Annotated in this window: 24 protein-coding genes and 1 tRNA gene; 16 read left to right on the forward strand and 9 right to left on the reverse strand. The window is 60.0% G+C overall.

What is annotated here, in order from left to right; translation table 11 throughout:
• Positions 1 to 15 precede the first annotated feature (15 nt).
• On the reverse strand, positions 16 to 939 hold the full coding sequence (locus G359_RS19725; RefSeq protein ID WP_052699358.1) for a hypothetical protein: 924 nt from the start codon (positions 937 to 939) through the stop codon (positions 16 to 18).
• 373 nt (positions 940 to 1,312) lie between these two features.
• Between G359_RS19725 and G359_RS12725 the strand changes: the two genes are divergently transcribed.
• From G359_RS12725 to G359_RS12760, 7 genes are all read left to right on the forward strand, one after another.
• A complete protein-coding gene (locus tag G359_RS12725) occupies positions 1,313 to 2,611 on the forward strand; it encodes a tyrosine-type recombinase/integrase (RefSeq protein ID WP_045836431.1) in 1,299 nt (432 codons plus the stop codon).
• An 867-nt stretch (positions 2,612 to 3,478) separates the two neighbouring features.
• Positions 3,479 to 5,080: a virulence-associated E family protein gene (locus tag G359_RS12730; RefSeq protein ID WP_052699359.1), complete on the forward strand. Its 1,602-nt coding sequence runs from the start codon at positions 3,479 to 3,481 to the stop codon at positions 5,078 to 5,080.
• A 292-nt stretch (positions 5,081 to 5,372) separates the two neighbouring features.
• Positions 5,373 to 5,669 (forward strand): hypothetical protein, encoded by a 297-nt coding sequence (locus G359_RS12735; protein WP_156150764.1) that lies wholly within the window; start codon positions 5,373 to 5,375, stop codon positions 5,667 to 5,669.
• 201 nt (positions 5,670 to 5,870) lie between these two features.
• Positions 5,871 to 6,161 carry a hypothetical protein gene (locus tag G359_RS20520; RefSeq protein ID WP_156150765.1) on the forward strand — a complete coding sequence of 97 codons (291 nt, stop codon included), beginning with the start codon at positions 5,871 to 5,873 and terminating at the stop codon, positions 6,159 to 6,161.
• Positions 6,162 to 6,319: 158 nt separating this feature from the next.
• Positions 6,320 to 7,030, forward strand: a complete 711-nt coding sequence (locus G359_RS12750; RefSeq protein ID WP_045836435.1) for a hypothetical protein — start codon at positions 6,320 to 6,322, stop codon at positions 7,028 to 7,030.
• Positions 7,031 to 7,217: 187 nt separating this feature from the next.
• A complete protein-coding gene (locus G359_RS12755) occupies positions 7,218 to 8,102 on the forward strand; it encodes an AbiTii domain-containing protein (protein ID WP_156150766.1) in 885 nt (294 codons plus the stop codon).
• Entirely contained in the window at positions 8,099 to 8,446 is a 348-nt protein-coding gene (locus tag G359_RS12760) for a hypothetical protein (RefSeq protein ID WP_045836437.1), read from the forward strand. The genes G359_RS12755 and G359_RS12760 overlap by 4 nt, the downstream gene beginning before the upstream one ends.
• Positions 8,447 to 8,785: 339 nt before the next feature.
• On the opposite strand, the gene G359_RS12770 is transcribed toward G359_RS12760, so the two are convergent.
• The 5 genes from G359_RS12770 to G359_RS20525 all read right to left on the reverse strand — a co-directional run bounded on the left by G359_RS12770 (position 8,786) and on the right by G359_RS20525 (position 14,916).
• Positions 8,786 to 9,409, reverse strand: a complete 624-nt coding sequence (locus G359_RS12770) for a hypothetical protein (RefSeq protein ID WP_045836438.1) — start codon at positions 9,407 to 9,409, stop codon at positions 8,786 to 8,788.
• Between the two features lie 119 nt (positions 9,410 to 9,528).
• Positions 9,529 to 9,795, reverse strand: coding sequence for a hypothetical protein (locus tag G359_RS12775; RefSeq protein WP_156150767.1), 267 nt, complete (start codon positions 9,793 to 9,795; stop codon positions 9,529 to 9,531).
• Positions 9,796 to 10,318: 523 nt separating this feature from the next.
• Positions 10,319 to 11,437: a phage major capsid protein gene (locus G359_RS12780; RefSeq protein WP_052699361.1), complete on the reverse strand. Its 1,119-nt coding sequence runs from the start codon at positions 11,435 to 11,437 to the stop codon at positions 10,319 to 10,321.
• Positions 11,438 to 11,574: 137 nt separating this feature from the next.
• Positions 11,575 to 14,655: a phage tail length tape measure family protein gene (locus G359_RS19735; protein WP_052699362.1), complete on the reverse strand. Its 3,081-nt coding sequence runs from the start codon at positions 14,653 to 14,655 to the stop codon at positions 11,575 to 11,577.
• 39 nt (positions 14,656 to 14,694) lie between these two features.
• Positions 14,695 to 14,916, reverse strand: coding sequence for a helix-turn-helix transcriptional regulator (locus tag G359_RS20525; protein ID WP_156150768.1), 222 nt, complete (start codon positions 14,914 to 14,916; stop codon positions 14,695 to 14,697).
• Positions 14,917 to 15,410: 494 nt separating this feature from the next.
• Between G359_RS20525 and G359_RS12795 the strand changes: the two genes are divergently transcribed.
• The 3 genes from G359_RS12795 to G359_RS12805 are packed head-to-tail and all read left to right on the forward strand — an operon-like array spanning position 15,411 to position 17,328.
• Positions 15,411 to 16,058: a ParA family protein gene (locus tag G359_RS12795; protein ID WP_045836442.1), complete on the forward strand. Its 648-nt coding sequence runs from the start codon at positions 15,411 to 15,413 to the stop codon at positions 16,056 to 16,058.
• A complete protein-coding gene (locus tag G359_RS12800) occupies positions 16,058 to 16,354 on the forward strand; it encodes a hypothetical protein (RefSeq protein WP_045836443.1) in 297 nt (98 codons plus the stop codon). Before G359_RS12795 ends, G359_RS12800 begins: the two co-directional genes overlap by 1 nt.
• Positions 16,351 to 17,328, forward strand: coding sequence for a hypothetical protein (locus G359_RS12805; protein ID WP_045836444.1), 978 nt, complete (start codon positions 16,351 to 16,353; stop codon positions 17,326 to 17,328). The genes G359_RS12800 and G359_RS12805 overlap by 4 nt, the downstream gene beginning before the upstream one ends.
• Before the next feature lie 65 nt (positions 17,329 to 17,393).
• On the opposite strand, the gene G359_RS12810 is transcribed toward G359_RS12805, so the two are convergent.
• The 3 genes from G359_RS12810 to G359_RS12820 form a co-directional block, all read right to left on the reverse strand.
• Positions 17,394 to 17,470: transfer RNA gene (locus tag G359_RS12810), tRNA-Pro, on the reverse strand.
• A gap of 74 nt (positions 17,471 to 17,544) precedes the next feature.
• Positions 17,545 to 18,066 (reverse strand): DUF192 domain-containing protein, encoded by a 522-nt coding sequence (locus G359_RS12815; RefSeq protein ID WP_245280021.1) that lies wholly within the window; start codon positions 18,064 to 18,066, stop codon positions 17,545 to 17,547.
• 22 nt (positions 18,067 to 18,088) lie between these two features.
• On the reverse strand, positions 18,089 to 18,688 hold the full coding sequence (locus tag G359_RS12820) for a cold-shock protein (RefSeq protein ID WP_045836445.1): 600 nt from the start codon (positions 18,686 to 18,688) through the stop codon (positions 18,089 to 18,091).
• A 598-nt stretch (positions 18,689 to 19,286) separates the two neighbouring features.
• On the opposite strand from G359_RS12820, the gene G359_RS12830 reads away from it, so the two are divergent.
• The 6 genes from G359_RS12830 to G359_RS12855 all read left to right on the forward strand — a co-directional run bounded on the left by G359_RS12830 (position 19,287) and on the right by G359_RS12855 (position 25,452).
• On the forward strand, positions 19,287 to 19,727 hold the full coding sequence (locus tag G359_RS12830) for a VOC family protein (protein WP_045836447.1): 441 nt from the start codon (positions 19,287 to 19,289) through the stop codon (positions 19,725 to 19,727).
• A gap of 11 nt (positions 19,728 to 19,738) precedes the next feature.
• On the forward strand, positions 19,739 to 20,974 hold the full coding sequence (locus G359_RS12835; RefSeq protein ID WP_045837978.1) for a TIGR03862 family flavoprotein: 1,236 nt from the start codon (positions 19,739 to 19,741) through the stop codon (positions 20,972 to 20,974).
• A gap of 229 nt (positions 20,975 to 21,203) precedes the next feature.
• Positions 21,204 to 22,013: a phosphoadenylyl-sulfate reductase gene (locus tag G359_RS12840; RefSeq protein ID WP_045836448.1), complete on the forward strand. Its 810-nt coding sequence runs from the start codon at positions 21,204 to 21,206 to the stop codon at positions 22,011 to 22,013.
• A complete protein-coding gene (gene cysD, locus G359_RS12845) occupies positions 22,010 to 22,915 on the forward strand; it encodes a sulfate adenylyltransferase subunit CysD (protein ID WP_045836449.1) in 906 nt (301 codons plus the stop codon). The genes G359_RS12840 and cysD overlap by 4 nt, the downstream gene beginning before the upstream one ends.
• On the forward strand, positions 22,915 to 24,450 hold the full coding sequence (locus G359_RS12850) for a GTP-binding protein (RefSeq protein WP_045836450.1): 1,536 nt from the start codon (positions 22,915 to 22,917) through the stop codon (positions 24,448 to 24,450). Before cysD ends, G359_RS12850 begins: the two co-directional genes overlap by 1 nt.
• Positions 24,451 to 24,651: 201 nt before the next feature.
• Positions 24,652 to 25,452, forward strand: a complete 801-nt coding sequence (locus tag G359_RS12855) for a sulfite exporter TauE/SafE family protein (RefSeq protein ID WP_052699364.1) — start codon at positions 24,652 to 24,654, stop codon at positions 25,450 to 25,452.
• The last annotated feature ends 28 nt before the right edge of the window (positions 25,453 to 25,480 follow it).

Here is a 25,480-nt window from a genome sequence, read left to right on the forward strand (position 1 = left end):
ATCGCGTGTTATCCCTCAAGCTCCTTCCACCGGATCGTTTCCAACCTCGACAACATCGCCTGCGCTGTCCGCGGCGTAGACCTGGAGATCTGGTCGCTCCTGCGCGAGACGAATAGCGAGCCGCCGCCCCTCGGCCTGATGGGCCCGATGCTGCGCTTCTGACCACAGACTGTTGGCTGGATCATCTTCGTTCAATGACGACGTAAAGGCATCCGCCCAAGCGTTGAGGTCGGCCGAAAGCTCCGGCGAGAGCCCGAGTTGCTCAGGGGGGAAATCTCCATAAAGGTGCTCGTCCATCGCCCACAGCGGGTGGGTGTGGTAGTCGGCCATCACCTTGACCGACCGGGATTGCGACGGGTCGCTTTCAGGAGCAGCGGGCTCTTTGTCGTCCAGCCACGCGAGAGGAGCCTCGCTCGCCGCCGTGCGCATACTGCCGGGCCCGACCATCATCCAGATGACATACCCAAATCGCGCGGCAACGGCGGAGCCCGCGACCGCGATGAGCGGAACCGGCACGTCTTGCCAGCCCATGAGCGCGCCCTGGCTCGATGCCCAAACAACAAACGCGGTGGCAGCCAGATAGAATGCGAAGGCGTTGCGCGTCTGTGCGCGACCGGCGGCGTCAGGTGGATCTTCGCGGTCGAAAACGCGCGGAGCGAGGTAATAAAGATAGAACGCCTGGCCAATTGCCGAGACCACGAAGAGCCACATCGCAACGTCCATGCGGACGATCAAAGCCACGCCGCCCGCCAGGATGAGATTTGCAGCACCGATGAGCCAGTAGCTCTGCGCAGTCTCGACGGCTTTCGGCTTTTGTCCGGAGATAGAGGCGATGGCCCGGTCCATGAACAAGGATGCGAGAGCAGCCCTCGTCGCAACCCAACCCGCAAACGCATAGAACGCGCCGATCAAGCTCAAGGCGACTGCGGTCAGGTTCATCGATCCTCACTTTGCCCCAGCGGGGGTAAAGCCACGTGATCTGAGCTGTTCGAAGTCGGTCGCTCAGACCCAGAAGTCGGATCAATCACCGGACAGCCCCGGGAGATGGTCGAGCATTACGTGAATGAGGTCAATCAGGACCGGCAGGCGACGCGCGGCCCGTCAAAAATAATTGGTCGGGGCGACATGATTCGAACACGCGACCCTCTGCTCCCAAAATATATGCCAATGGCTCCAGACGCCTCCACTTCGTGCAACTAAAGCGCTGAATCCCAAAAGAAACATTGAATAGTTGCCAAGTGGTGCCATCGCGCGGCATCATTCCAAATCGGTGTTTTGCGTTACCCTATTGTTACCCGGGGAGGGTCAACGCATGGCGAAAGCGCTAACGGTCGCCTCGATCGAGAAGCTCAAACCGAGCGGACAAAGGCGAGAGATCGCAGATGCGCACATGCCGGGTTTGTATCTTATCGTTCAGCCCAGCGGCTCTAAATCCTGGGCTGTCCGATATCGTCTGGCTGGCGCATCTCGCAAGTTCACGATCGGCCCCTATCCGGGCTTTAGCCTCACCGACGCGCGCGATGCAGCCGGCGCCGCGCTGAGGGCCGCCGCCCGTGGCGAAGATCCCGGCTTGTCTCGGCGAGAAGCTCGCGCGGCAGAACTCCATAAGCTGGGCTTGCTGAAAGAAGCAAAGCGCGATTCCTTCGCCGCTATCGCCGAACAATTCGTGATGGCCAGGAGAAAGTCGCCCCGCAACCGGTCCTGGCGTGAAACAGCCCGGCTGCTTGGCATCCGTGCCAAAGAGCAGACCGGCGGGCCCATCCATCTCGAACTCATCACGGGTGGCATTGCTAAGCGTTGGAGCGACCGAAACATCGCATCGATCACGAAAAGAGACGTTCGGGAGGCGGTGGAGGGTATCGCCGACAACGATAAAGGACCCCTCGCAAATCGCACGTTTTCAGCGATCAGGCGCCTCTTTAACTGGGCTGTCCAACGCGACATCGTCGCGACATCACCGTGCGACGGCTTAGAACCCCCTGCTTCTGAAGGAAGCAGAACTCGCATCTTGAATGACGACGAGATCAGGTGGCTGTGGTTGGCGGCAGGCGAGCAGTCATATCCCTTCGGGCACCTTGCAAAACTCCTGCTGTTGACAGGACAACGTCGGACTGAGGTCGCCGGCATCGTGGCAGATGAACTTAATCGCCAAAGTCGGCAATGGCTAATTCCGCGAGAGCGAACCAAGAATGCGAGAGCAAACCTCGTTCCTCTAAGCGACGCGGCACTCGAGATTCTCCAGTCCACGCCTTCGCGTGGATTTCTGCTCACTCAAACCAAAATAACTCCGATTTCGGGGTTTTCACGCGCAAAGCGCCAGCTCGACAAACTCATGTTCGAGATCGCGCGCAGTGAGGCTGCCGACCGTTCTGAAGTAAAAATCGAAGGCTGGACCTATCATGACCTAAGGCGGACCGCCGCGAGTGGCATGGCGAAACTGAGAGTCGCGCCGCACGTTATCGAAGCTGTCCTCAATCACGCCAGCGGTGTGATTTCCGGCGTCGCGGCGACTTACAACGTCTACCAGTATGCTGATGAAAAACGTGAAGCACTCGACCGCTGGGCACAGCATATAGCGCGGGTCACTGGGCCTCCTCCGCATCTAGGATAAAGCGGAAGCCCGCTACGCTCGAGGTATACACTTCGAGAAGTGGCGCGAGATGATGCCTAAATGGTCCGCCAACTGTCGAATTTACAGCAAGCCAAAACTATCGGCCGCCTGACATAAGCCCTCGAAATTAAAGCGGAAAGTGGGGCATTTCCGCGTTGACGCTTCGCGTGGAAATCGGTCAGCGTCGCATCACCAATTAGAACTGGGGTGATCCGATGCCATCAACAAATCCCGCTACAACCGACTATACTGAAACTAACGACGTAGACGGCCGGGTAATTCTAACGAAATACCTCGGGATTAGAGCCCTCCGCCATCGCTATGACGACGTTTCGGAATCGACAATTGATCGATGGATGGGAACGCCAGACGCACCAGGCATCGGCTTTCCGCGCCCTATTAAAATCGGCAGGCTCCGATACTGGCTAGTCGCAGACCTAGAAGCATTCGAGCGACGTCGAATGCGGCACCGCCCGAAAAAAAATACGGTCGAGTGAGCGTTGGCGCGCTCGCTCGACCGATTGCGTTTTTGTTCCTGCGTTTCACCGGCGCCTTGCAGGGCGCATTTAAATCGCGAGGGACCGTCGTCTATGCACCCGGAATTTACGGCTAGCGCCGGTCGGGATCAAGGCCCTTCGCTCCCGACAGGGGCCTCAAATGCTCGAAGAACCATCCGAAAAATGCTGCTCCGACTGTCGAACCTCTAAACCGTTCGGCGCATTTTTGCCGTCGCGATACGCGCGCGACGGCCTCACCGATCGATGCCGGCAATGCGTGATCGAGATGTCGGCACGTTTGCGCTTAGCACGCGAGGCACTGCAAAAACGTAGTCGATCGACGCCGCATCTCGTTGCCGGGAAATGACCCATGAAAACTGTTCGGGCTGCGGTGGCAGGTTTGGGATCGCCGCCCAGCGCTAACGACGCCTCAGAATCTGAGCAACCAGCATCGTACGACATCAGTGCCGAACAAGCCCTGCTTGGCGCGGTGCTATTACAAAATCGCTTCACGCGCGCATTGCCTCCGGGATTTTGCGGCGACACATTTTATCATCCACTGCACCAGGCAATCTGGGATCAGATCACCAGGTTCATTGCCGAAGGGAAAACCGCCGACGCAGTTGATATCGGCGATGCTCTCAAACATTTCGAACACGTCGAAGTGGGGCTGACTGTCCCCAACTATGTGCTGCAGCTAGTCTCGCAGGTTCCATCGCTCCTATCCGCGCACAACTATGCCGCCACGATTCTAGATCATGCCCGGCAGCGATGGCGCCGCCTCGATGATCAGACCTGGAAAAACGATCTGATCAAAACCGCTGCAACGTTGACCCCGAAACCGCTGGTCGCGAATGCGCTGACGGCGTTGCGATCTCCCGCATGGAGAACGCGCCTGGCGTTCGATGAATTCGCGATGACGATCACGCTTGAGGCGCCCGCACCGTTCGAAACCTGCGAACGACCATTTAGACGCCGGAAATGGACGGATAATGATGACATGTTGGCCACCGAGTGGCTGCAGTCCGAGAGTCTTACGTGCGGTCGCGAAATCGTTCAGCCGGCGATCGAAACGGTCGCTCGAGAGGCGACCTATCACCCTGTTCGGGCATACCTGAGCGGGATCCACTGGGACAGAGCTTCGCGCATCGACCATTTTGCCAACCGGTACCTAGGCGCGACGCCTGGCCCATATGCGGCGGCTGTCGGACGATGCATGCTGATATCGGCCGTGGCGCGCGTCATGAATCCTGGATGCAAAGCCGACCATGTGGTTGTTATCGAGGGGGCACAGGGGATCGGCAAATCGTCTGCGATTGCCGCGCTGGCCGGTGACTGGTTCACTGACGAACTCGCTGATCTGGGCTCAAAAGATGCTGCGATGCAGATCCGCGGCCGCCTTATCGTCGAAATCTCCGAACTGGATTCTATGTCACGAGCTGAGGTTTCGCGCGTCAAGGCGTTCATTTCGAGAACGACCGATCGGTTCCGCCCCCCGTATGGTCGACACATCATCGAGTGCCCGCGCGAATGCATTTTTGTCGGCACGACCAATGCCGAAACATATTTGAATGATGAAACCGGCGCTCGCCGCTTTTGGCCGATCCGGGCCGGTTCTATTGATGTTGCCGCCATCAGGCGAGACCGGGACCAACTATGGGCCGAGGCGTTGTTTAGATACGAACGTGGCGACCCGTGGTGGCTGACGGGCGAGGCTGCCAGCCAGGCAGCACTGGAACAGGAAGAGCGTTATGCCGACGACCCGTGGGAGCCTCGGCTCCGCGGGTATTTGGAGCGGCGTAACGAGGTTTCAGTCTCGGAAATCCTAACGGACGGTCTGGCCATTGAGGTCGGTAGACAGGGCCAGGCCGAGCGGAACCGTGTCGCTCGCTGCCTCAAACGATTCGGCTGGGTTCGCCATTCGAAACGGATCAACGGTGAGCCCCGGCACGTATATCGGCGCATGCCATAGGCGGCCGTCCCTCCTGCAATAGGGGTCGCGGCTGGCTACACTGGCTACACTGGCTACACCTCAACCCTTTGATCTCACAGCTTTGTAGCCAGTGTAGTCAGTGTAGCCAGTAAAATTGATATGTATGGGGTCGAGGCCTCTAGGATTTTTACGATGGCAGACTGGATACTGGCGACACTGGCTACACAGGCGGGGTTCCACCGGAAACCATTCGTGATTTGAGTAATTGCCGCTGCGTCGCGTAAATGACGACGGGGGAGAGGGAACGGCGGCCAACGAACGAGGCCTGCCAATGGTCGAAAGCTGGCACGGACCAGCCACCCCTCATCTCACTCGAGACCCGCGCCTGAAAGAAGGCTGGCGCGCCGCCGCGGCGGCCTACCGGCGCGTTTATGGCGAGCCTCAGGAATTCGGTCGTGGAAACGCCGATAGGGCCATGGCCGCAGCGCTCGCCGCGCTTCACGCCACCGTGCCGGATCTTTCAGATCGCGATGCTACGCTAGAGGCCATCGCCGCGGTTTCTTTCGCGTCGCGCGCACATCCCGAATGGTTGTATGCGCTCCATCGACCGGCGGCTCGCAAGTCCTAGCTTTTCGATTCCGCTTTCAGCTTGAGCCGCATTTCCCGAAGTGCCTCAACAAGCGGTTTTTCGCCATCAGCCAGTGCTGGCGGTCGCGGCTTTGACGCGGGTTTTCGACGGGTCGATCGAAATTGTGCCGGTCGCCCGCTTTCCATCCAGGCCTCGTAACCGTCGAGGTCGAACAGAATAACGCCGCCGGGCTCTGGCTGCGTGGCGAACGGAACGCGCTTCGCGAGCTTTTGGAAGTACCTGGCGCTCAGTCCCGTGCTCGCCGAGAGTTCGGCCGCAGTTACCCATCGCTTCGGACCGATCGGCAATCTGCGTTTCGCCATAACCTCACCCTTTCCGACGGGTCGCCGTCTTCACCTTTCCAGCCACGTTGCCGTTTTCCGCGACATGCTGCTCGAGCACGAGTTCGATGTACGAGGCGAGCGTTCGGCGATCGGCTTCTGCCAGTTCGGCAAGCGCGGCTTTCAGACTTGGCCGGATCCGCAAGCCTAACGGAGCGTCGCGCTTTTCTGATTCAATCATTGCGCTTGCTTTGTTAGTTGACGTTAGGATCGAACTAACACATCTTGCAAGCGTTTGCAATCGCAAGCGGGCCTCGCCGTTGCTGTAACAACGACGAGACCCTTCCTAAACCATAGAGGGTAATCTCAATGATCAAGGCTCAAAATTGTAACACAACAACGACTGAAAAACGAACAGCCGTCGACCGGCGATCGGCGCTCCGGTTGATCGGATCCGGCATCGCCGCCGGCGGTACGACGCTGCCGGCGATCGCATCCGCAAAGGACGAGAGCGCGATCGAGAGGCATTTCGCAATTTGGAAACGTCACCGCAAGCAGCTGAGGCACCTCGATCGGTGCATCGAGACCGCATTGTCCAACTATGAAACCATCGCGCCCGAATGGCCTGATAGCCTGCGGTACTCCGATGCCGCAACGGGTTGGCGTTTCTACTGCTCTCGCGCCGACACTGTCTCGCGGCACGATAAATCGGGAAAGGAGGTTCGCTTCTTCGGGGTGAAGGCCGTCTCTGCCGCGATCAAAAGACTTACGCGGCTGTGCCCCGCCGATGCTCCGATTCTTATCGAGGCGATCGAGGCGCTCGGTCTCGCGGAATCACTCGAAGCTAGAGAAAACGAAGCGGGCAAATTGTCGGGCCTGGACGATTTTGAGAGAGACTTCGACGCTCAAGTCGCGACGGTCGGCGCGATCGCAGAAACGATCTTGGCTATCGAACCAACGTCCGCGGAGGATCTCCGGCTGCAAGCGACGGTCATACGCGAAAGCGATATCGGGCTCGACAGGTATCCTGGCGTAATGAAGTTTGTGAACGCGGTGATGACGGCGCAATTTGAGGTTTAGGGGTGACTTGACCGAGCGTCGGCGAACTTTTGGGGCGGCCCGCGTGGCCGCCCTTCTCATTTTCGGACGCAGGATTTATCCACAACGCAAGCACCCGATAATCCGCAACTGTCAGACGTCAGAATGCTAATTTGCTCGCATTGAGATTCGGTGCTCGTGGGCGCCGCGATGGACACAGGCGATGCTCATGACGAAGGAATCTTCGGTACTGCGATTGCAGAATCTCGCGCTGGATCCCAATGCGTCTGTATCCGACCTGCTGCGACTGGCGAAAGCGATCGCCGTAAAACTCGGCGTCATCGAGGCTGCTCGTTGGATTGATGACGAGCTCACCGGTTATATGGACAAGCCAGAGGTCCCTACCTACCGGCAGCTGCCGGGAGAGTGGAAGGGCTACAGCCCTTATATGGGATGGCAACCGATCCACTTCGAGGACATCGAGCAACAGCAGCGATATTCAATCGCGCGATTGGGCGAGTCCATAAGCGCTCTCGAGGAAAGTTACAAAAACAAGGATACGTCGAAAGCGATGGCGTTCGCTGGAGGTCACGGCGTGCGAAGCGATCTGGTGAAGGAATTTGGCCTGCACGACGCGAGGTTATTCATTTCTCCCACCGCCGCTTGGGCCATCATCGATCGTGTCAGGACCATCATTCTGGACTGGACACTGGAACTTGAGGAAGCCGGCGTGCTCGGCGAAGGGCTCAAATTTTCGAGCATCGAACAGCGGGAGGCCGGACCAGTGACGCACCAATATTTCATTCAGAACGTGGGCGTCATGGGTGACGTCAGCGGCGGCACCGTCTCCAACCAGCAGCAAGCGTCGATCACGATCGATGCGGCGAAGTTGGCGGATGCGATATCGAAAGGCCGGGAACATCTGGCGCAATTGCCGGCGCACACTGCAGCGGATCTAGAGCCGGTGCTCGACGCGCTCGAATACGAAGGCGCCGCCGCAAGTCCATCCACGATCCGGGAGCTGCTCAAATCGGTGCAGACAATTTTGGAAGGGGCCGCTGGCAATGTCGTTGCCGAAGGATTGAAGGCTATCTTCCTAGGGTTGATATCGTGAAATCGTTCTGGATCCTCATCGGCATGGGATCGGCGTTTGCGTGGTCGTCCGAGTCAGCGACGGCAGGGCCGCTTACAGTCAAGTCCAACGGAGCCGATTACATCGCTGCATCGCGTGACGAGAGGGATATGTGGGGCTATGGAGCGTCGCGTGCTCTTCACCACGGAGAAGGAGGGCGTGAGATATTCGCGTTTGGCCGTGCGCTCGTGCAATGCCTCGATGGCGCATTGACCAAGACCAATGCCGTGGAGGCCAAGTCAATGAATATGCTGACCGGCACAGGCCTACCAGAGTTGACCGCTTTTTGTGCGACCATGCTCCAAAATGAAGAGAACGCAAAATAACAGCGGCTAGGCAATGAGTTGCGCGCAGCGAACCACGGCGGGCAGAAGGCCAAGCTCTCGGTCCGAGAGCATGATCATCGCCCCCTCAAATGAAAATGGAAACTCCAGCCCGCGCCAATCGACAAGAATATACCTGACGACGAGTGAAACCGTCAGGGCGAGGACAGCATCGTCGGGCACTCGAGTGTAAGAGTGCTCTTTTGCCAGCTTATGAAATCCCAGATCTAGCGCCGTCAGAAAAGCGGGGTTGGCCCAAGGTCTCACTCGGAACCAAACCTCAGGGTTTTGGGGATCCTGGACCCACGCACCTAGATCTTCGCTATCGTCTGGAGCCATCATTTAGTTGGGTTTCTTGCCTTCTCCGGAATAGGGATCGAGATCATCACCCCAGCAACTTTCGGCGCCACCGACGCGATTTGCGTCTTCCTTTGCTTTTTCCTTCTTACCCGGGCCGGCACCGTAAAGTATGTCGAAAGCCGTCGCCATGTTCTTCGCTGCCGCCATACGATTGGCGTTTGAAATCGCGCGCAGCAACATCTCGCGCCGGCGAGAGCTTCGGTCGCCGGCGGTTTCTTCGAGAATGATCTTCTCGATGAGATCGACGTTATCAGAGTAAAGCTGAAGCTCACGGGTCAACGTCGCGATCAGCTCAAAACCCTGACGCTTCAACGCTGACAGGTCTACGGGGCTGGCCGCTTCCGCGGATCTCCGTCGGTCGACGGTATCGCGAGTTGAAGCATCCTTTAAGCCCTGCGGCGAAGTACGCACGCGCTGGTACGCAGTCCCCTGCGTACCTTTGTGCGTACCTGTTGCGCGAATCCAGTTGTCGCTTTTGGCGCGCTTACGTATCGCGCCCTCGGTGACGCCGAAATCCTTTGCAATTGTGCGTGTTGACTTGGTTCCCGCTTCGTAGGCGCGCCTGATTTCGTCCCAGGCAATGGAATATTTTTGCTCGTTTTTCATCGTGCCGGTACGCACCTTCTGTTTTTCTATATGGGGAAATTTTCTGCGCGTGAGCCCCCAAGCGGTCGGGCCCCCCGAGTTGTAGATCGTAAGAATCCCCCCCCGGCGGGGGTGGCTTGCTACTGCAGCTTCACAAACTCCGGCGGCAGATCGAAGTGTTCGAGGCCGCGACGGATCTCGGCCAAGGCATTGTCACGCCAAGCGGCGAGCTCGGCTCGCTGCTGCGCGAGCTCCGCCTCGATCTCCTCAGCCGTACCGCCGCAGCGCTCAAGAAGCTGCTGCGTGCTTGCCAGCGCTTCCTCTACGTGGCGATTGAGGTTTGCCTGCGCCTGCTCGAGCGCGCGATCCAGCGTCATGTGATGAGGTCCCTTCAAGAAATTTTGCATCGCTGCCTCGCTTCGCAGCGAGCGTCCATTTTGTCTTGTCGAACCCGGCCATCGCGTCGGTAGGTGCGAACACGCCGGCGTATTCGAGCCGCGGCGCCGCCTCGAGCTGAGCAATGCGCGCCTCCGCTTCTCGCAACCGAAGAACCAATAGTTCGGCCGTCGCACTCGCCTCCGCTTTGATTGATGCGAAGGTCGCACAGAGTGCAAAATAGAGCTTTTGGCTAAACCTTACCTCCGCATCATCGTCACGTTCAGCCACCGGGCCTAGTAGCTCCTGGATGCAGTAGTCGACATCGACGAGCGAATGGGCCAGCGAATGCTTATGCCCTAAGGCCTGCTTCCCCAGTTTCAGAAAATCAGCTACGCCAGGCTGCATCTCTGGGCCACATCGCGTGTCGAGATATTCTTCTCTCGGCCGCGCGCGCAGCGGTGACTTGTATCGCTTCGTTCCCATAGGAACCTCCATGTTTGGTGATTGTTGCCCCGGCGCGAACTCGCCGGGACTATCGACGATCGCCGAATTTTAGGAATTTGGAACAGCGCCGCCCCACGCAACGCCTGTCAGGTATGCGACCGCCGACGCCCTGCGCTTCTTCCAATTGATCGTCCGCTCCGCCTTGAGTGCGACCAAACCGTTCTGCCAGAGCGATACGAGCGAGGCGCCCGTGCCGGCGCTGCCGTCCTGCGCAAGGCTGGCGCTCTTCATCTCGAGCGAAGCTTCCTGGCTGAGGTCGACGGACGTGTCACCGTCGTCGGCAATGTAGATGTCGGTTGCATTGACAAGCGCCACGATGCTGCCGGCGTAGTCGGACACGATGGCTGGCAGGCCTTCGAAAACGCCGCCCGTCATCGACATTCCAGGGAATTCCTTCTGCCCCAGCGCGTTCACCATGAGCGACAACGCCAGCGCGTTCGTCGACGACATGATCCACACGCCGTTGGACGGCGTGTTATTGGCCGTGATGAACTTCTGGAACAGCGCGCGGACGTCGAGCCGGATGTGGTCGGCGTCGGTGCCGGTCGAATGTACCGTCGCCGCACCGTTCGTGATCGAGGCAGGCTTCACGTTGGAGGTGCCAGAGTTGGCGGGATCGATAAATGACGTGTCGAGGCCGGCAGCCAGAGCATCGCGAAGGGCGTCTCGGACGATGACATCGGACGCCGGATTCGAGCTTCGCACGTTCTCAACTGTAATGACCGCGATGTTGCCGATCTTGAGCGGCTGAATTGTTGTGCGGTCGAAATCGAACGCGGTCAGCGGCGCCGGCTTGCCTTCGCCTACCCAGTACGATGATCCGCCGCCGGTCTGCGAGAGCAACGGCTCGCGGAACGGGACGGCGCGAAGCCGAGGCACGTTGCCCACGCCGAACTTGCCGAGGATCGTCGCGGGCCGCAGAAACGCTGCGAAATCCGCGAAGCTCGCGGCCTCGGCGCCTGTCAGATCGGACGCCCAGTTTCCGGAGATGTTGGAACCGGGAACGACTTCATTCGCCTTGGCGATGCCTACGACGTCGCTGTTGGCGCCGTACATGCGCTCGGCGACAGTGACGACATTGATATGGTCGAGTCGCGAGACGGCCTTGACCTTCGCGAACCGCGCGAAGTTGATGCCGGGTTCTGATTTAATTTGCGTATGAAACATCGCTTTTTTCCTTACTAAGGGTTGCTGTTGAACACGAGAACGCACCCTCGATCAGTCTCTTGATCGAGGATTAAACTTCACGATGCTTTGGGTGGCAGTCGGTGGAACCGAGAGTCGATTCGGGATCGAACGGTCGTCTAGACCAAGCTGCGGTTTTTCGCGTCGCGGACCGTCCGAAGGATCGTGCTCGGAAGGCTTGATTTTAGCGCTCTGACTTCTTGCGTGACGGAAAGTAGTCCAGCCGCGTCGGCGTTAGGCGCATTGATCGTGATCCCGCCCAGCGAGACGTTCACGTCCCCGCCGCCGGCGGAAGTGCCACGCGGCAGAACAATCTCCCCGCGCTGAAGGATGGCCGGCATTTCGCCAGGCTTGAACGGTGAGGTGCCGGCGACGCCGCCGGTGTGATAGCGGACAGCACCTGCGAACGCCGCCAGCGGCACGCTCCGGCGCGGTGCCGGGCTGGAGCCGACGACGCCGCCCTCGTGGAAAATGCCGGGAAGGATGTTGCCGCCGAACAGACCGCCGGTCGGTACCCCGCCGGCTTTGCCGAGACCGGCAAACAGAAGGTCCAGCGAGTTATCGAGCATCTTGCTAGCGAGGTTGTTCAGGGCATTGCCCAGCGCTTCGGTCGCCGACTTTCCGGACATCATGTCGTGAAGGAAATCGCTGGCGAAACCCTTCTCGATATCGATCGACCGCTGCAGCTCATCATTGAACCGGATCTGAGCGGCGATCGCCTGGTTTTGAGCGCCGACGATTTGACCGTTATCGAGCAACCCGGCTGACTGCATCTTTGAGTAAACAGCCTGGTCGATCGAGGACCGCCCCATCTGCGCATTGGAAAACGAAAGATCATTTAAGAGGCCCTTTCGTGCAGCTTCGACCGCCTGGCGGGCCTTCTCGTCCGCGGTGATCAGCGCCTGCAGCTCCTCCTGCGCGGAGACCGTGGTGCCGTTCTTGAAGGCCTCAGCCTTGGCGGCAGCAAGCAGCTGGAACTGCACCGTGAGCCGCGTAGCGACGTCGACGCTGCGACCGATGACATCGTTTTGAATCTGCCCTTGCTGGATGTCTTGGCCGTTTTGATAGATGCGATCGCGTACGGCTTCCGACAGATCGTGCTGGCTTTGCTTCAGGCTCTGGGTGCGCGCCAACTCGGCGCGGAACTGCGCCTCGATGATTCCGATGCCTTCCTGACGCAATGCGTTATATGTCTGCTGGTAGGCGATGTCGGCCTTTTGCGCCGGCGTCCGCGCATTGATGCCGGCGATCGCGATCCGGTTTTCCTCAGCGGCCTGACCGAGCGCTGCGCTACTGATCCCGTAATGGCGGGTCGCCAGGTCGATATACTTTTGTTTGAGCGCCACCTGGGACTCGAGCATCTGCACAGCATGGATGCCGGCGGCAAAAGTGTCATCGTCGATCTTGCCGGTCACTTTGTTGTTCAGGAGATCGCCGCGAATGCGCTTCAGCGTGGCTTCCAGCGTGTTCAATTTGGCGAACGTCGGATCGAGACCTTGAACGATACTGCCGAAATCGTTCGCCTCGCGAGTGTTGGCCTCGTCCTCCTGCGCCGCCTTGAGCTTGTCGACGGCGGCTTGCAATTTCTGCACGTCGGCCACGGCCTGAGCGATCTGCGAATGGTCGACGAAGCCGCCGCCACGCGGCCCGACCGTGCCGGACTGAAGACGCGTTAGCCGCGCCTGCGCCTCGGCGAGCGCTTGCGTCGGATCTTGGAAGCCAGCAACTTTGTTGACGGCTTGACCGATCTCCGCAAGCGTACCTGAGGCCGCCGCTTTGAGTTTGTCCCAGGCGGACGCCCATGCTGTTGTTTGCGCCGACGCATTGCCGATCGATTTTTGGAGGCCGTCTGTGATGAGCCGCTGGGCGTCGCTCAGCCGGTTCTGCGTCGTTAAATTCTTGATCAGTTGAGAGGTAGCCTGGTCGTAAGCGCCCAAGCGCTTATTGAGATCGTCGACACCCTTCGCCGGATCCTCAAGCGCCTGCGTCAGGATATCGGCGGCGCCCTTGGCGTCGGTACCGAAAACCAGCTCGACACCTTTGCCCAGCGCTGTCACTTGCTCGAGCACGTCCGCGCTGACCTTGCCGGTCGCTGCGATCGACGTCGCGATTGTGCGAGCGTCACCAACCGACAACTCTCCGGCGTGCGCCATGGCCAACGAGATCTTGTTGATATCGGACACCGTGACGCCGGCGGCGCCTCCGATTCCAGTCAGCGCTAGCGAGATCTCGCTTTGAGCATTCGCCCACGCGACGCCGGCACTCCCAGCAACGGTGACGAAGGCCAGAGCCGCGGTGGTCGCGACACGAAACGGCGTGACCAAACTCATGATCAATTCGCCTAGGTAGGACAGCGATCCTTTGATGCCGCCGGCGCCGGTTTGCAGGATCTGGAAGAATTGACCGCCCTGAGCCGCAAGAATTTGCAGCGGCCCCACACCGAGCGCGGCCTGCGTGGCTACGTCGTTCAACTGGAACCCCAGGTTCGTGAGTTGGAACGCCGACAACGCGGCAGTCTTGCCAGCGCCACTGATCGATTGAGACGCGCCGGACATACCTTTGATCAGGCGTTCATTCAGGACATTGGCCTCGAGCGCCTCCTTGCCATAGAGAGACATTCCAGCGGCGACGTCGACGAGCGCCGCGTCCGTGGCTTTCAGCTGCTTTCCGAACTCCGCCATCCCACTGACGAGACGCGCGTTGGCCTCGTTCAGCGCTAGCGACCCCTTGCCCGCCTGAGACATGCCCGCCGCTACCGAGGCTAGCGAGCGAGCGACGAGCGCCGTCGACGTGCTGATCTGTTGGCTCTTTTGCGAGATCACATCGGCGAGCTGCGTGTATCCGGCGGCGAGCGCCGCGGCGCTGTCCGCAGTCTTCCCGAACTTGCCGTAGATGCCGTCCAAAATCACGCCGGCCTCGGCGATCGTCACATTCCCGGTTTCGAGACCGCGGCCGAGCATGCGGATGGCCTGATCGAATTTCGCCGTCGCCGCGTAGCCCGCGACGTACTGCTTGCCAAGGCGGTCCAGGACGGCGCCGGACTGGCTGATTTTCTGATAGGTTTGCGTGGTGGCCGCCCCGAGCTTTTCGCTTGAGGCGGTGCCAGCCGCGTCCGCAGCCACCTTCTGATCCATGCCGGCCTTGTACTGGCCGGCTTCGAACGTCGACGTGACACGAAGCTCGCTGAGTTTGACGGTCATCTGAACATCCTCGTTGGACCTGGTGCTCTCAAGACGCCGCTAGGCGGCGATACCCAGACGATCCGCGAGCCAACGGCGGACGGCGGCTTCGGAGTAGTAGCAACACCTCCCGAACTTTTTCCGCGGCGGGAACGGGTGATTGATGTCCGCCTCGTAGCGCTTGAGCGTCCGCTCGTTACATCCCACCCATTCACATGCCGTGGCGACGTGGATCATGCCGATGAGGCCGGGAGGGACAATGCGCGTGATGGCTGTTTTCATTTCCGTCTCCTTCTCTGGATGTGAAAAAGCCCAGCGCGATGGCTGGGCGGAGGCGTTTTCATTTCCGGGAATCGTCCGGGAAATGCGCACGCGAAAAAGGCCCGCGATTGCGAGCCTGTTCATTGCGAGTTGCATGACGAAGTCTGCCAGCGCTGAAACGTGGCTTTCAGAACGCCAGTAAATACGGGGGTTTTAGGGGAGCGCTCTTGCCAGAAGGCGCAATAAGCCGGGAATGTTTGTCAGTTTTTTTGAGCGATTCGTCAAGACTGTCCGTCATTCGGGAGAGCGCGCTCTTAGCCTCATCCCACGACGGACGATCGCTCGCCAGGACGCACACTTGCGATTGCCCCTCCGGGTTCTCTCGAGGCGGCGCCCGTCGCTGTCCCTTTGTAAAGCCTATGCATTACTCATGCATAGGCATTATAAATGACTAGGCATTTGACAATGACAATGCATTTCGCTATACATTGGCTAGGCATAGCCACGAGGGTGCGATGATCATCGTTGGTTTTTTGAATTCCAAGGGCGGCGTGGGAAAGTCCACGCTATGCGCCGCCATTGCGGTTCGTGCGGCGCAAGAGAGCAAGCGCGTCTGTATTGTGGACTTGGATCCTCAGGACTCTGTCGGTGACTGGTGGAAGCGGCGAGGCGGACCGCCGAATCCCACCTTGTTCACCGGAGCTGATCGAGCGTCTGATGCAGCTGAAGCTCTGGAGCTGACCGGCTGGGACTGGGTGTTTCTCGACGGTCCACCGGGTGCGCTTGCCGTCACCGAGGACGCGATCAAAACAAGTGACTTTGTCGTTGTCCCCATGCGCGCCAGCGGCCTCGATTTGCTGGCGTCGCAAGATGCGGTCCGGCTTTGCATGGACAACGATACGCCGTTCTTCATCGTCCTGAACGCATGCCGCAGCGGAAGTAAGGACAAACTCGTCGAGGATGCGCGCAGCACTCTCTTTTCAAATAATGTTCCGATCGCGAACACTCTAATCAGTCAACGCGCAGCATTCGTAACTGCGATGACCCGCGGCAAAACCGGTCCTGAAAGGGACCCGGCCGCGGCTGCCGAAATCGATACGCTCTGGAAAGAGATCAAATCCGCCGCGCAAAAGGCAACGAAGGCAAAGCGGGGTGCAGCTTGATGACATCATCAATCGAGGACGAAGCAGAATTCGCTAGCCTCTTTGAGGCATCGCGATTTGCGACGACGACTAAGATCGAGAAGCGCAGCGCCGCTGAGCGGCGGGCGTCAGCTACCGAAGGTCAAAGGTCGCGCGGTGGGCGCGCTCGTTCGGTGCAGATGAATTTTCGGTGCACGCCGGCCTTCAAAGCGCAGTCCGCGGGGTTAGCGGCATCAATGGGTGTTTCGATCGCCGACATGCTCGAAGAGGCCGTCGCGGCCTTGGCGAAGCGCAAGGGATTTAAGGGGGCCGAATGATACTGCGTGGTCTCGCCGTTTTTGTCGGCTGCTCGATTATCGGAGCGATGGCACACGTGGCTATACTTTCGACCGGCGGCTATGCATCGCCGACCGCTCCGCTTCAGATCGCCGTCGCGCTCGGGCTTTGCACCGGAAGCGTGTGCGTTGGTGTGAGCCTGCGTGACGGCAGTTGGATGCTCGCTATCGTTCTCGCGATAGCTCTGCTCTGCGGCGAGCTTTATGCGGTGCTGACAACTTCGGAAATTACCATTGCGGCTCGAGACGCGATAGCTGGCCCCGTTCGTGATGCCGAGCAAGCGCGGCTAGCGGCCCGTGCACGGCTGGACGCAGCCGAAGAGGCAAAGCTCGCCGCCGATGGCGCGGCAATCAGTGAAGCAGCCAAGCCAGGTTGTCGTCGTGAATGCCGGATCCTGCTCGAGGGTGCGAAGGCTGATGCCCAGCGCGACCTGGAAGCCGCGCGGTCGGCTCTGGCCGCGATTCCCCCGCCGCGATCTGCCGCGCCGCTGGCCGATCGCCTGCATGTCGACGACGCCACTCTCGATCTCGTTGCCGCGGCGCTTCGCTCTTTGGCCATCAATGGCCTCGGTGCCGCGCTCATCGCATTCGGGGCGCGCACCGGCAAGCCGGCGCTATGCATTCGGAGGACGCCGGCAAAGGCGGAGGAAGTGGACGTCGATGAGATGCGGCTGCCATTCCCAGCGCCCACCGCAAAAGAACACGCCTTCCGCTTCGCGAGGGATGTGCTCGAGCCGGCAGACATCGATACACCGGTCGTGAAGCTACATGGCGCCTACGTCGAGTGGTGTAGCGCAGTGGGTCAAGAACCGTTCCCCGTGCGAACGATCGGCCTCGAGCTGGCCGAGCTATTCAAGCGCACTGGGATTGAGATCGTCGAGATCGCTGGCACCCGATTCATCGCAAAAGCGCGATTAAATGCCCAGCGCCTGCTGGCTCCCACCGTCAACGTTTAGGCTGGGATGTTACCCCAGTCGCTACCCCCACTTAATCTAGAATGTGAGGATCCGCGGTTAAGTATTGGTCGGGGCGACATGATTCGAACACGCGACCCTCTGCTCCCAAAGCAGATGCTCTACCAGGCTGAGCTACGCCCCGACACAGCTCTCATCTGCCGGTTTCGACTATGAAGGTCAAGTCACGCGCCGCGAAAGGGGTGCGGCATCGGGCTTTTACTGCCCGCTCACCCCTGAGAAAATCGGATAGCGCACCTTGTCGCCGGCTTTGATGCCGAGCCGCGATGACGCGCCCCCCGGAATTTCCAGCACGGCGAGAACCGGCGCACCAGACGAGATGACCCGATCCGACAGCGGCTCAGCGTTTTCCTCGATCCGCGCGATCGTCCCATCGGCACGAACGAACAGCATATCGAGCGGGATATACGTGTTGTGCATCCACATCTGCAAACTGCGCTCGGCTGTATAGGGAAAAAGCATCCCTTCTCCGTCGGCCAGGACCGTGCGGAACATGAGGCCCACCGCCTTCTCCTGTTCAGTGGACGCGACTTCGATTGTGAACGTGTGCTCGGCCCCGCCCTGCGCGGAAACGATCGCCAGCTTGTCCTGACGCATTTTTGCGTAGGCGGCCGGCACGAGATCAATCAGGGAATTCATCAACGGCCAGCCGGCTGCGAACAGCGGCGCCAAAATAAAAAGGGCCACGCAAATCGCGGCCCCCTTCGTCGAACTCGACATGACTGTCGCCATCTGTCCCGCGTCAGTTACGGGATGGCAGCCCCGTCGGCACACCATCCGGCCTGAGTTCAGCAGCCATGCAGCCCTTCGATCCATAGCCCCAACGGACTTGGACGATCTGGCCCGGCCGAAGCTCAGTGAACCCGAAGCGGCGCAGCGTTTCCATGTGGCAGAAGATATCGGGCGTGCCTTCGCCGCGGGTCAGGAACCCGAAACCGCGTACCCGATTGAACCATTTGACGTAAGCGCGGCACCAATCGCTTTCAGGCTGCACGACAACGTGGGTACGCTGCGGAAGCTGCGACGGATGAATGGCCGAACTTTCGTCCATGCTGAGAATGCGAAATGCCTGCATGCCTTTCGGCCGCTTGAGGACTTCGCAGTGAAGGCGAGCGCCTTCGTAAGCGGTCTGAAATCCACCGGCTCTGAGGCAGGTGACGTGAAGAAGTATGTCCGGCAGGCCATTGTCAGGAACGATGAAACCGTAGCCCTTCGAAGCATCGAACCATTTGATTGTTCCGGCAACCTCGAAAACTTCGGCTGCCGCGTCGTCGAGCGCTTCGGGACCAATTGGGCCCGCTTCGAAATATTCCGATAGCCCGGGACGTTTAATATCCCCCATACTTGCTTACCCCGCGTATACTGTGCGTCAAACGATAACCATTGTTCCGCGGTTTCGTCGTTGCATCCTGTTCTGGAAGAGCCCTCTTCAGAACCGAACACTGAGACGCAACTGCGCAACGACGGAAACCATAACACCGGCTCTGCCCGGAACTAGGGACAATATTTTGGCACCGCCCCCTTGACCATGGGTTGTGGTGCATCAATCCACATCGCGTCCCCCATATTAAGCCAATGAAAACGCGCAAAAAAACGTAGTTATGATTCATCCCCAGTTTCGATTGGGAGCGCAGCGGCGCGCACTTCTCCGAGAAATTCCTCCACACGCGTGCATAAGTTTTTGCACTGCGAATCAGCATCGAAGTGATTCGCTCATCTCGGCTTGATTCTCATGAGCTTCCGAGCAACGAACACGAACGCCGAAGCAGAATACTTCCGTGTTAATCCACAGCAGAGCAAAAATCCGAGTTACGGCGACTCGGTGCCGCGAGACGTTTCATGCCCCACTGTGGCAGAGCTGCAGCGCATGCAGTCACAGCGAGGCTTCTTTGCCGCTGACATTCTGCAACAACCTCGCAATTTCGAATGAAAGGTGAGCGATGCGCTACTTGCACACGATGGTTCGCATCAAGGATCTCGGACCGAGCCTGAAGTTCTACTGTGACGCGCTCGGGCTGAAAGAAATCCGCCGCACGGAAAGCGAGAAGGGCCGCTTCACTCTGATCTTCCTCGCCGCCCCCGAGGACGAAGCGCGCGCCAAGACCGAAAAGGCGCCGATGATCGAGCTCACTTACAATTGGGATCCCGAAGATTACGGATCAGCCCGCAACTTCGGCCACCTCGCATTTGCCGTGGACGACATCTATGCCACCTGCGAACGGCTGCAGGCAGCTGGCGTCACGATCAACAGGCCGCCGCGCGACGGCTACATGGCGTTCGTGCGCTCGCCCGACCTCGTCTCGATCGAGTTTCTGCAGAAGGGCGCACCCTTGCCGCCACAGGAACCGTGGGCATCGATGCCGAACACGGGCACGTGGTGATCGCTCCGGACATGACCGCCCAAAACGTTGCAGTCAAAGATGTTGCAGTCGTCGGAGCGGGCCCGGCGGGCCTGTTCGCGGCCGAGATCATCGCGCGGGCCGGACATCGCGTGACGGTATACGAGCGTATGCCCTCGCCCGCCCGCAAGTTTCTCCTGGCTGGACGCGGAGGCCTGAATCTCACGCATAGCGAGCCGATCGAAAACTTTCTGCCGCGATACGGCGCGGCAGCAGAAAAGGTTCGAACCGCGGTCGAAGCCTTTCCACCTTCCGCCCTCATCGACTGGGCGAACGGCCTCGGCGCTGAAACGTTCATTGGCTCGAGCGGCCGCGTATTCCCGCGCGCAATGAAAGCCTCGCCGCTTCTGCGCGCATGGCTGCGCCGGCTGAACGAACTCGGCGTCGTCATCAAAACGCGCCACCGTTGGACCGGATTCACGGCGGAAGGCGGCCATTCTTTCAAAACCCCCGAAGGCCCGATCGCAATCCGGCCGGACGCCACGCTCTTCGCACTTGGCGGAGCAAGCTGGCCGAAACTCGGCTCGGATGCCCATTGGGTGGAGACGTTCAAGAGTGCTGGAATTCCGGTGACGCCTCTCGGAGCCGCCAACTGCGGTGTGCTCATCGAATGGTCCGAGATCTTCCGGTCACGCTTCGAAGGCACCGCATTGAAGCGCATCGCGCTGACCTTCGAAGGCATCACAACGCGAGGCGAAGCGATCGTGACGCGTACCGGCCTCGAAGGCGGCGCGATTTACGCGCTTGTACCTAACCTCCGCGCCGCGCTTCGCGCCCACCAAAGCGTCACGCTCTCCGTCGATCTGAAACCGGACATCGAACATTCTGTCTTGGCCGAACGCTTGGCAAAGCCACGGGGTAAGGAGACGCTGACGAACTTTTTGCGGAAGGCAGCACACCTTGACCCACCCGCTCTCGCGCTGGTGCGTGAAGGAGGCGCAAGCCTTCCCGAAGGAGCGGACGCACTGGCGGCGCGCATCAAGTCGGTTCCCCTCACGATCACCGGCCTTGCTGCCATCGACCGCGCCATCTCGACCGCAGGCGGCATAGGCTGGCTCGCCCTCACTGACGAATTGATGGTCAAGGACCATCCCGGCTTGTTTGCAGCAGGCGAGATGCTCGACTGGGAAGCGCCGACCGGAGGCTATCTGTTGCAGGCAACCTTCGCGACGGCGACGCGAGCCGCAAACGGATTGCTCGCGTGGCTGGCAACGGCCGAGACCGAATAGGGCCGAATTGTAGAGCCCCCCGGAATGGTGGTTGGGCTTGAAAGGGGCCGCGACGCGCGCCCCTGGGCACAGCCTGTCGCAGCGTTTCCCGCACTGGAGTTCTACGCACCGGGACAGTGAGAAAAACGTCTTCCGGACTTAGAACGAGGAATAATATCCTATTCTTATTTATCAATAAGGCTTCTCAGGAGAATGATTTACCCTTATGTAGGCCGTCTCTGGAGGATCCATGACGTTGTTCGAAGCGCCCGCGTCCGCTCCCGGCGGAACGAGGGCCGATGACCATTCTGGCCCGCAGCATGCCGCCGCCGCGGAGCTTGACCGCAAGCTCGCGGGTTTGACGACGCTCGAGGAGCGTCTCGCCGCCATCCGTTCCGCACTGGCGGGTACAATCGCCTTCTCGACCAGCCTCGGCATCGAGGATCAGGCGATCACGCACGCTATTGCCTCGACGGATACGAACATCGACATCTTCACGCTCGATACCGGCCGCCACTTTCCCGAGACGCTCGACACCCTCTTCGACACCGAAGGCAAGTACGGCATCAAGATCCGCGTGATGTTCCCAGATGCGACCGAGGTCGAGGAGTTGGTCTCGAACGACGGCATCTACGGCTTTCGCTATTCCGTCGACGCACGAAAGGCATGCTGCGAAATTCGCAAAGTGCGTCCGCTCAATCGCGCGCTCAAGGGCGCGGCCGGTTGGCTGACTGGCCTTCGCCGCGAGCAATCGCAGGGCCGCTCGCATGTCCCGTTCGCGAGCTACGATCCGGCACAGAACCTCATCAAGCTGAACCCCATCGCCGATTGGACGCTGCCTCAGCTCGAAGACTACGTTGCCGCCAACAAAATTCCCATCAATGCGCTGCACGCCAAAGGCTTCCCTTCGATCGGCTGCCAGCCGTGCACGCGCGCCATTGCGCCGGGCGAGGACATCCGCGCCGGTCGCTGGTGGTGGGAAAATGAGAACGGCAAGGAATGCGGACTTCATACGCAGTCCGAAGACCCTGGATTTGAACCAAAGGACAACGCCGCATGACGGCATCGCCTTCGCATCTTGATCTGCTCGAATCCGAAAGCATTCACATCTTCCGCGAAGCGGCGGCGCAATTCCGCAAGCCCGTGCTGATGTATTCGATCGGCAAGGATTCGACGGTCCTTCTGCACCTCGCACGCAAGGCCTTCTATCCGCAGCCCGTGCCTTTCCCGCTGCTCCATGTCGACACGACGTGGAAGTTCCGAGACATGATTGCATTTCGCGATCGCACGGCCCGCGAACTCGGCCTGGAGCTGATCGTCCACACCAACCAGGACGGCATCAAGCGCGGCATCAATCCGATCGATCACGCCCCCTCGATCCACACCGACGTTCTGAAAACGCAGGCGCTGAAACAAGCCCTCGACAAGTACGGCTTCGATGCGGCTTTCGGCGGCGCCCGTCGCGACGAGGAAGCAAGCCGTGCGAAGGAGCGCGTCTTCTCGTTCCGCGCCGCCGGCCATCGCTGGGACCCACGCAGGCAGCGGCCCGAGATGTGGCACCTGTTGAATGGCCGCCTCGGAACCGGCGAGACCGTGCGCGTCTTCCCGATGTCGAACTGGACCGAAAAGGACGTCTGGCGTTACATCCTGCGCGAGAAGCTGGAAGTCGTACCGCTCTATTACGCCGCCGAACGGCCAACCATCGTCCGCGACGGTCAGATCCTGATGCAGGACGACCAACGTCTGCAGCCGCGCGACGGCGAAAAAGTCGAGATGCGCAAGATCCGTTTCCGCACGCTCGGCGATTATCCGCTGACCGCTGCCGTCGAATCCGACGCCGACACGATTGAAGCCGTGGTCGCCGAAACGATCAACGCGCAGACCTCGGAACGACAGGGCCGTCTGATCGATCACGATCAGGTCGGCGCAATGGAAAAGAAGAAGCAGGAAGGCTATTTCTGATGTCGGTGCACGCGCTGCATAAACAGGAGCCCGCGCAGAAGGCTCAGCCGCATCTCGAAGTCGTGCCCAATCTGGTGCGCGAGCTTGGCGGCATCACACATCTGCTGACCTGTGGTTCAGTCGATGACGGCAAATCGACCCTGATCGGTCGCCTGCTCTGGGACGCATCCGATCTTTACGAAGATCAGCGCGAGAACGTGCGCCGCTCGGGCCGCAAGGCCGCCGGCACCGATCTCCCCGACTTCTCGATGCTTCTCGACGGCCTCGTCGCCGAGCGCGAGCAAGGCATAACGATCGACATCGCGTGGAAGTATTTCGATACCGAAAAGCGCCGCTTCGTCATCATCGACTCCCCCGGCCACGAGCAGTACACGCGCAACATGGCCTCGGGCGCATCGCACGCTGACGTCGCCATCGTGCTCGTCGACGCACGCTCGGGCGTAAAGAAGCAAACGAAGCGCCACACCGCGATCCTCGATCTCGTCGGCGTGAAGCACGTCGTACTCGCGGTCAACAAGATGGACCTCGTCGGCTGGTCCGAAGACGTCTTCCGCAAGATCGAAGCCGATTTCCGCACGCTGTGCTGGAAATTCAATTTCTGGGACGCAACCGCGATCCCGCTGTCGGCCGTCTTCGGTGACAACGTCTCGACGGCATCCGACAACATGTCCTGGTACACCGGCCCGACGTTGATCCAGCACCTGGAGACGACGCCGAGCCGCGTCAGCGAAGCTGGCTCCGTGTTTCGTTTTCCCGTGCAGACCGTATTGCGCGATGGTCAGGATTTCCGCGGCCTCGCTGGCGCCGTCACATCCGGATCGGTCAAAGTCGGCGACGTTGTCGTTGATGCGCTGAGCAACGCAAGCGGCAAGGTTATCCGCATCGCAACGATGGACGGAGATCTTCAAAGCGCCTCGGCCGGTCAGGCGATCGCGCTGCAGCTCGATGTCGATATCGACGTATCGCGCGGCGCCGTGCTCTCCGCTCCCGAGATGCGCCCTGTCGCAGCACAGACCGTAGAAGCCCGTTTTGTTTGGCTGTCGGAAGACGAATTCAGCCCGACGGCCGGTTACCTCTTGCGAACCTCGACTGATCTCGTTCCCGTCTCGAACATCGAGATCAAGGCGCTTCTCGATCTCGAAACGATGGCATCGCGCCCAGCGCGAGGCTGCGGTGCGAACGATATCGCCATCGCAAAAATCTCGCTCGGCCGTGCCGCCGCGATCGATGTGTTCACCGAGACTCCGGAAACCGGAACGCTGCTGCTCGTCGATTCCATAACGGGCGCGACGATGGCGGGCGGCGTTGCAACGTCAGTCAATTCCAAGGCGGAAAAGCCTGCCGAAGGTCATTTCGTGCTGAAGCGCGACATGCTCGCCAACGGTCTCAATCGCGACCTGTCGATGGGGTCGAGAGATCGCGAAGAGTTCATGCGCCGAGCCAACGAAGTGGCGATCATTCTCCGCGCAGCGGGCGTCTCGGTCGCCATCGAGCCGCCACCGCCAATCGATGACGGCATGGACCCGGGGCTTTAAGCCCCGGCTTCCACAGCGCGGCACATTCAAGGCGGCTTCCTCAGTTTGCGCACGCGGCATCAGCTCGCCGCCGAAGCAGTGTCGCCGTAGGCAGATGGAACGCGCTGCGATTAATCTCTCCGTTATAAAGATTGGAAATCCGCAATTGCGGAACTGAGGGATCTCGCGTAGGTCAGTCCGTCAACTACTCCACGGAATCCTATGCCCGACTTCGATCTGAGCACCCTCTGGCCCATGGTGATTTCGGGCGGCTTCGTCGTCGGCTTCCTCGTCGGAATGACGGGTGTCGGCGCCGGCTCACTGATGACCCCGTTCCTGATCACGAGCATCGGCGTGCCGCCCGCATTGGCCGTCGGCACCGACCTACTCTTCGCGTCGATCACCAAGGCGTCCGCCGCCTGGCCGCACCACAACTTCGGTAACGTCAACTGGCGGCTTGTCGGCTGGCTTGCGATGGGAAGCGTACCGGGCTCGCTCGCGATGCTCGCCGTCTTGCACATGCTCGATCCCGACACCGCAGCGCTTGCGCAATTCATCGAGAGAGCGCTTGTCGCCGCGCTCGTGCTGAGTTCGCTCGCAATCCTGATCTACCCGTCCGTTGTTCGGGGCCATACAAACGTCAGCGAACCGGCTGAGATCAAAGTCCGTCATCTGCCAACATTGCTATTAGGGCTCACACTCGGATCGATCGTCACGCTGACGTCGGTCGGCGCAGGCGCGATCGGCGTCGTCATTCTGACGCTGCTCTACCCGACGCTCCGAACCCGCCGCCTGATCGGCACGGACATCGTCCACGCAGTGCCGCTGACGCTGATCTCCGGCCTCGGTCACATGTCGATTGGCAATACGAGCTTCGCGCTTCTCGGATTGCTGCTCGTCGGCTCGATCCCCGGCATCGCCATCGGCTCGCGCCTCACCGGCCTCTTGCCCGGTTGGCTGCTTCGCAACTTCCTGGCGCTGATCCTCTGCTTCGCCGCTTACCAGCTCGCGCAGAAACTATAGTTGACCGAGAAAAGCCCCCCGCAGAACA

Origin of the sequence: Hyphomicrobium sp. 99, from assembly GCF_000384335.2 — a bacterium.
Lineage (GTDB): Bacteria > Pseudomonadota > Alphaproteobacteria > Rhizobiales > Hyphomicrobiaceae > Hyphomicrobium_B.

Excerpts from the sequence above, each read along its gene's own strand:
- G359_RS19725 (WP_052699358.1), bottom strand. The coding sequence starts at position 939 with ATGAACCTGACCGCAGTCGCCTTGAGCTTGATCGGCGCGTTCTATGCG.
- G359_RS12725 (WP_045836431.1), top strand. The coding sequence starts at position 1,313 with ATGGCGAAAGCGCTAACGGTCGCCTCGATCGAGAAGCTCAAACCGAGC.
- G359_RS12730 (WP_052699359.1), top strand. The coding sequence starts at position 3,479 with ATGAAAACTGTTCGGGCTGCGGTGGCAGGTTTGGGATCGCCGCCCAGC.
- G359_RS12735 (WP_156150764.1), top strand. The coding sequence starts at position 5,373 with ATGGTCGAAAGCTGGCACGGACCAGCCACCCCTCATCTCACTCGAGAC.
- G359_RS12750 (WP_045836435.1), top strand. The coding sequence starts at position 6,320 with ATGATCAAGGCTCAAAATTGTAACACAACAACGACTGAAAAACGAACA.
- G359_RS12755 (WP_156150766.1), top strand. The coding sequence starts at position 7,218 with ATGACGAAGGAATCTTCGGTACTGCGATTGCAGAATCTCGCGCTGGAT.
- G359_RS12770 (WP_045836438.1), bottom strand. The coding sequence starts at position 9,409 with ATGAAAAACGAGCAAAAATATTCCATTGCCTGGGACGAAATCAGGCGC.
- G359_RS12775 (WP_156150767.1), bottom strand. The coding sequence starts at position 9,795 with ATGCAAAATTTCTTGAAGGGACCTCATCACATGACGCTGGATCGCGCG.
- G359_RS12780 (WP_052699361.1), bottom strand. The coding sequence starts at position 11,437 with ATGTTTCATACGCAAATTAAATCAGAACCCGGCATCAACTTCGCGCGG.
- G359_RS19735 (WP_052699362.1), bottom strand. The coding sequence starts at position 14,655 with ATGACCGTCAAACTCAGCGAGCTTCGTGTCACGTCGACGTTCGAAGCC.
- G359_RS20525 (WP_156150768.1), bottom strand. The coding sequence starts at position 14,916 with ATGAAAACAGCCATCACGCGCATTGTCCCTCCCGGCCTCATCGGCATG.
- G359_RS12795 (WP_045836442.1), top strand. The coding sequence starts at position 15,411 with ATGATCATCGTTGGTTTTTTGAATTCCAAGGGCGGCGTGGGAAAGTCC.
- G359_RS12800 (WP_045836443.1), top strand. The coding sequence starts at position 16,058 with ATGACATCATCAATCGAGGACGAAGCAGAATTCGCTAGCCTCTTTGAG.
- G359_RS12805 (WP_045836444.1), top strand. The coding sequence starts at position 16,351 with ATGATACTGCGTGGTCTCGCCGTTTTTGTCGGCTGCTCGATTATCGGA.
- G359_RS12815 (WP_245280021.1), bottom strand. The coding sequence starts at position 18,066 with ATGTCGAGTTCGACGAAGGGGGCCGCGATTTGCGTGGCCCTTTTTATT.
- G359_RS12820 (WP_045836445.1), bottom strand. The coding sequence starts at position 18,688 with ATGGGGGATATTAAACGTCCCGGGCTATCGGAATATTTCGAAGCGGGC.
- G359_RS12830 (WP_045836447.1), top strand. The coding sequence starts at position 19,287 with ATGCGCTACTTGCACACGATGGTTCGCATCAAGGATCTCGGACCGAGC.
- G359_RS12835 (WP_045837978.1), top strand. The coding sequence starts at position 19,739 with ATGACCGCCCAAAACGTTGCAGTCAAAGATGTTGCAGTCGTCGGAGCG.
- G359_RS12840 (WP_045836448.1), top strand. The coding sequence starts at position 21,204 with ATGACGTTGTTCGAAGCGCCCGCGTCCGCTCCCGGCGGAACGAGGGCC.
- cysD (WP_045836449.1), top strand. The coding sequence starts at position 22,010 with ATGACGGCATCGCCTTCGCATCTTGATCTGCTCGAATCCGAAAGCATT.
- G359_RS12850 (WP_045836450.1), top strand. The coding sequence starts at position 22,915 with ATGTCGGTGCACGCGCTGCATAAACAGGAGCCCGCGCAGAAGGCTCAG.
- G359_RS12855 (WP_052699364.1), top strand. The coding sequence starts at position 24,652 with ATGCCCGACTTCGATCTGAGCACCCTCTGGCCCATGGTGATTTCGGGC.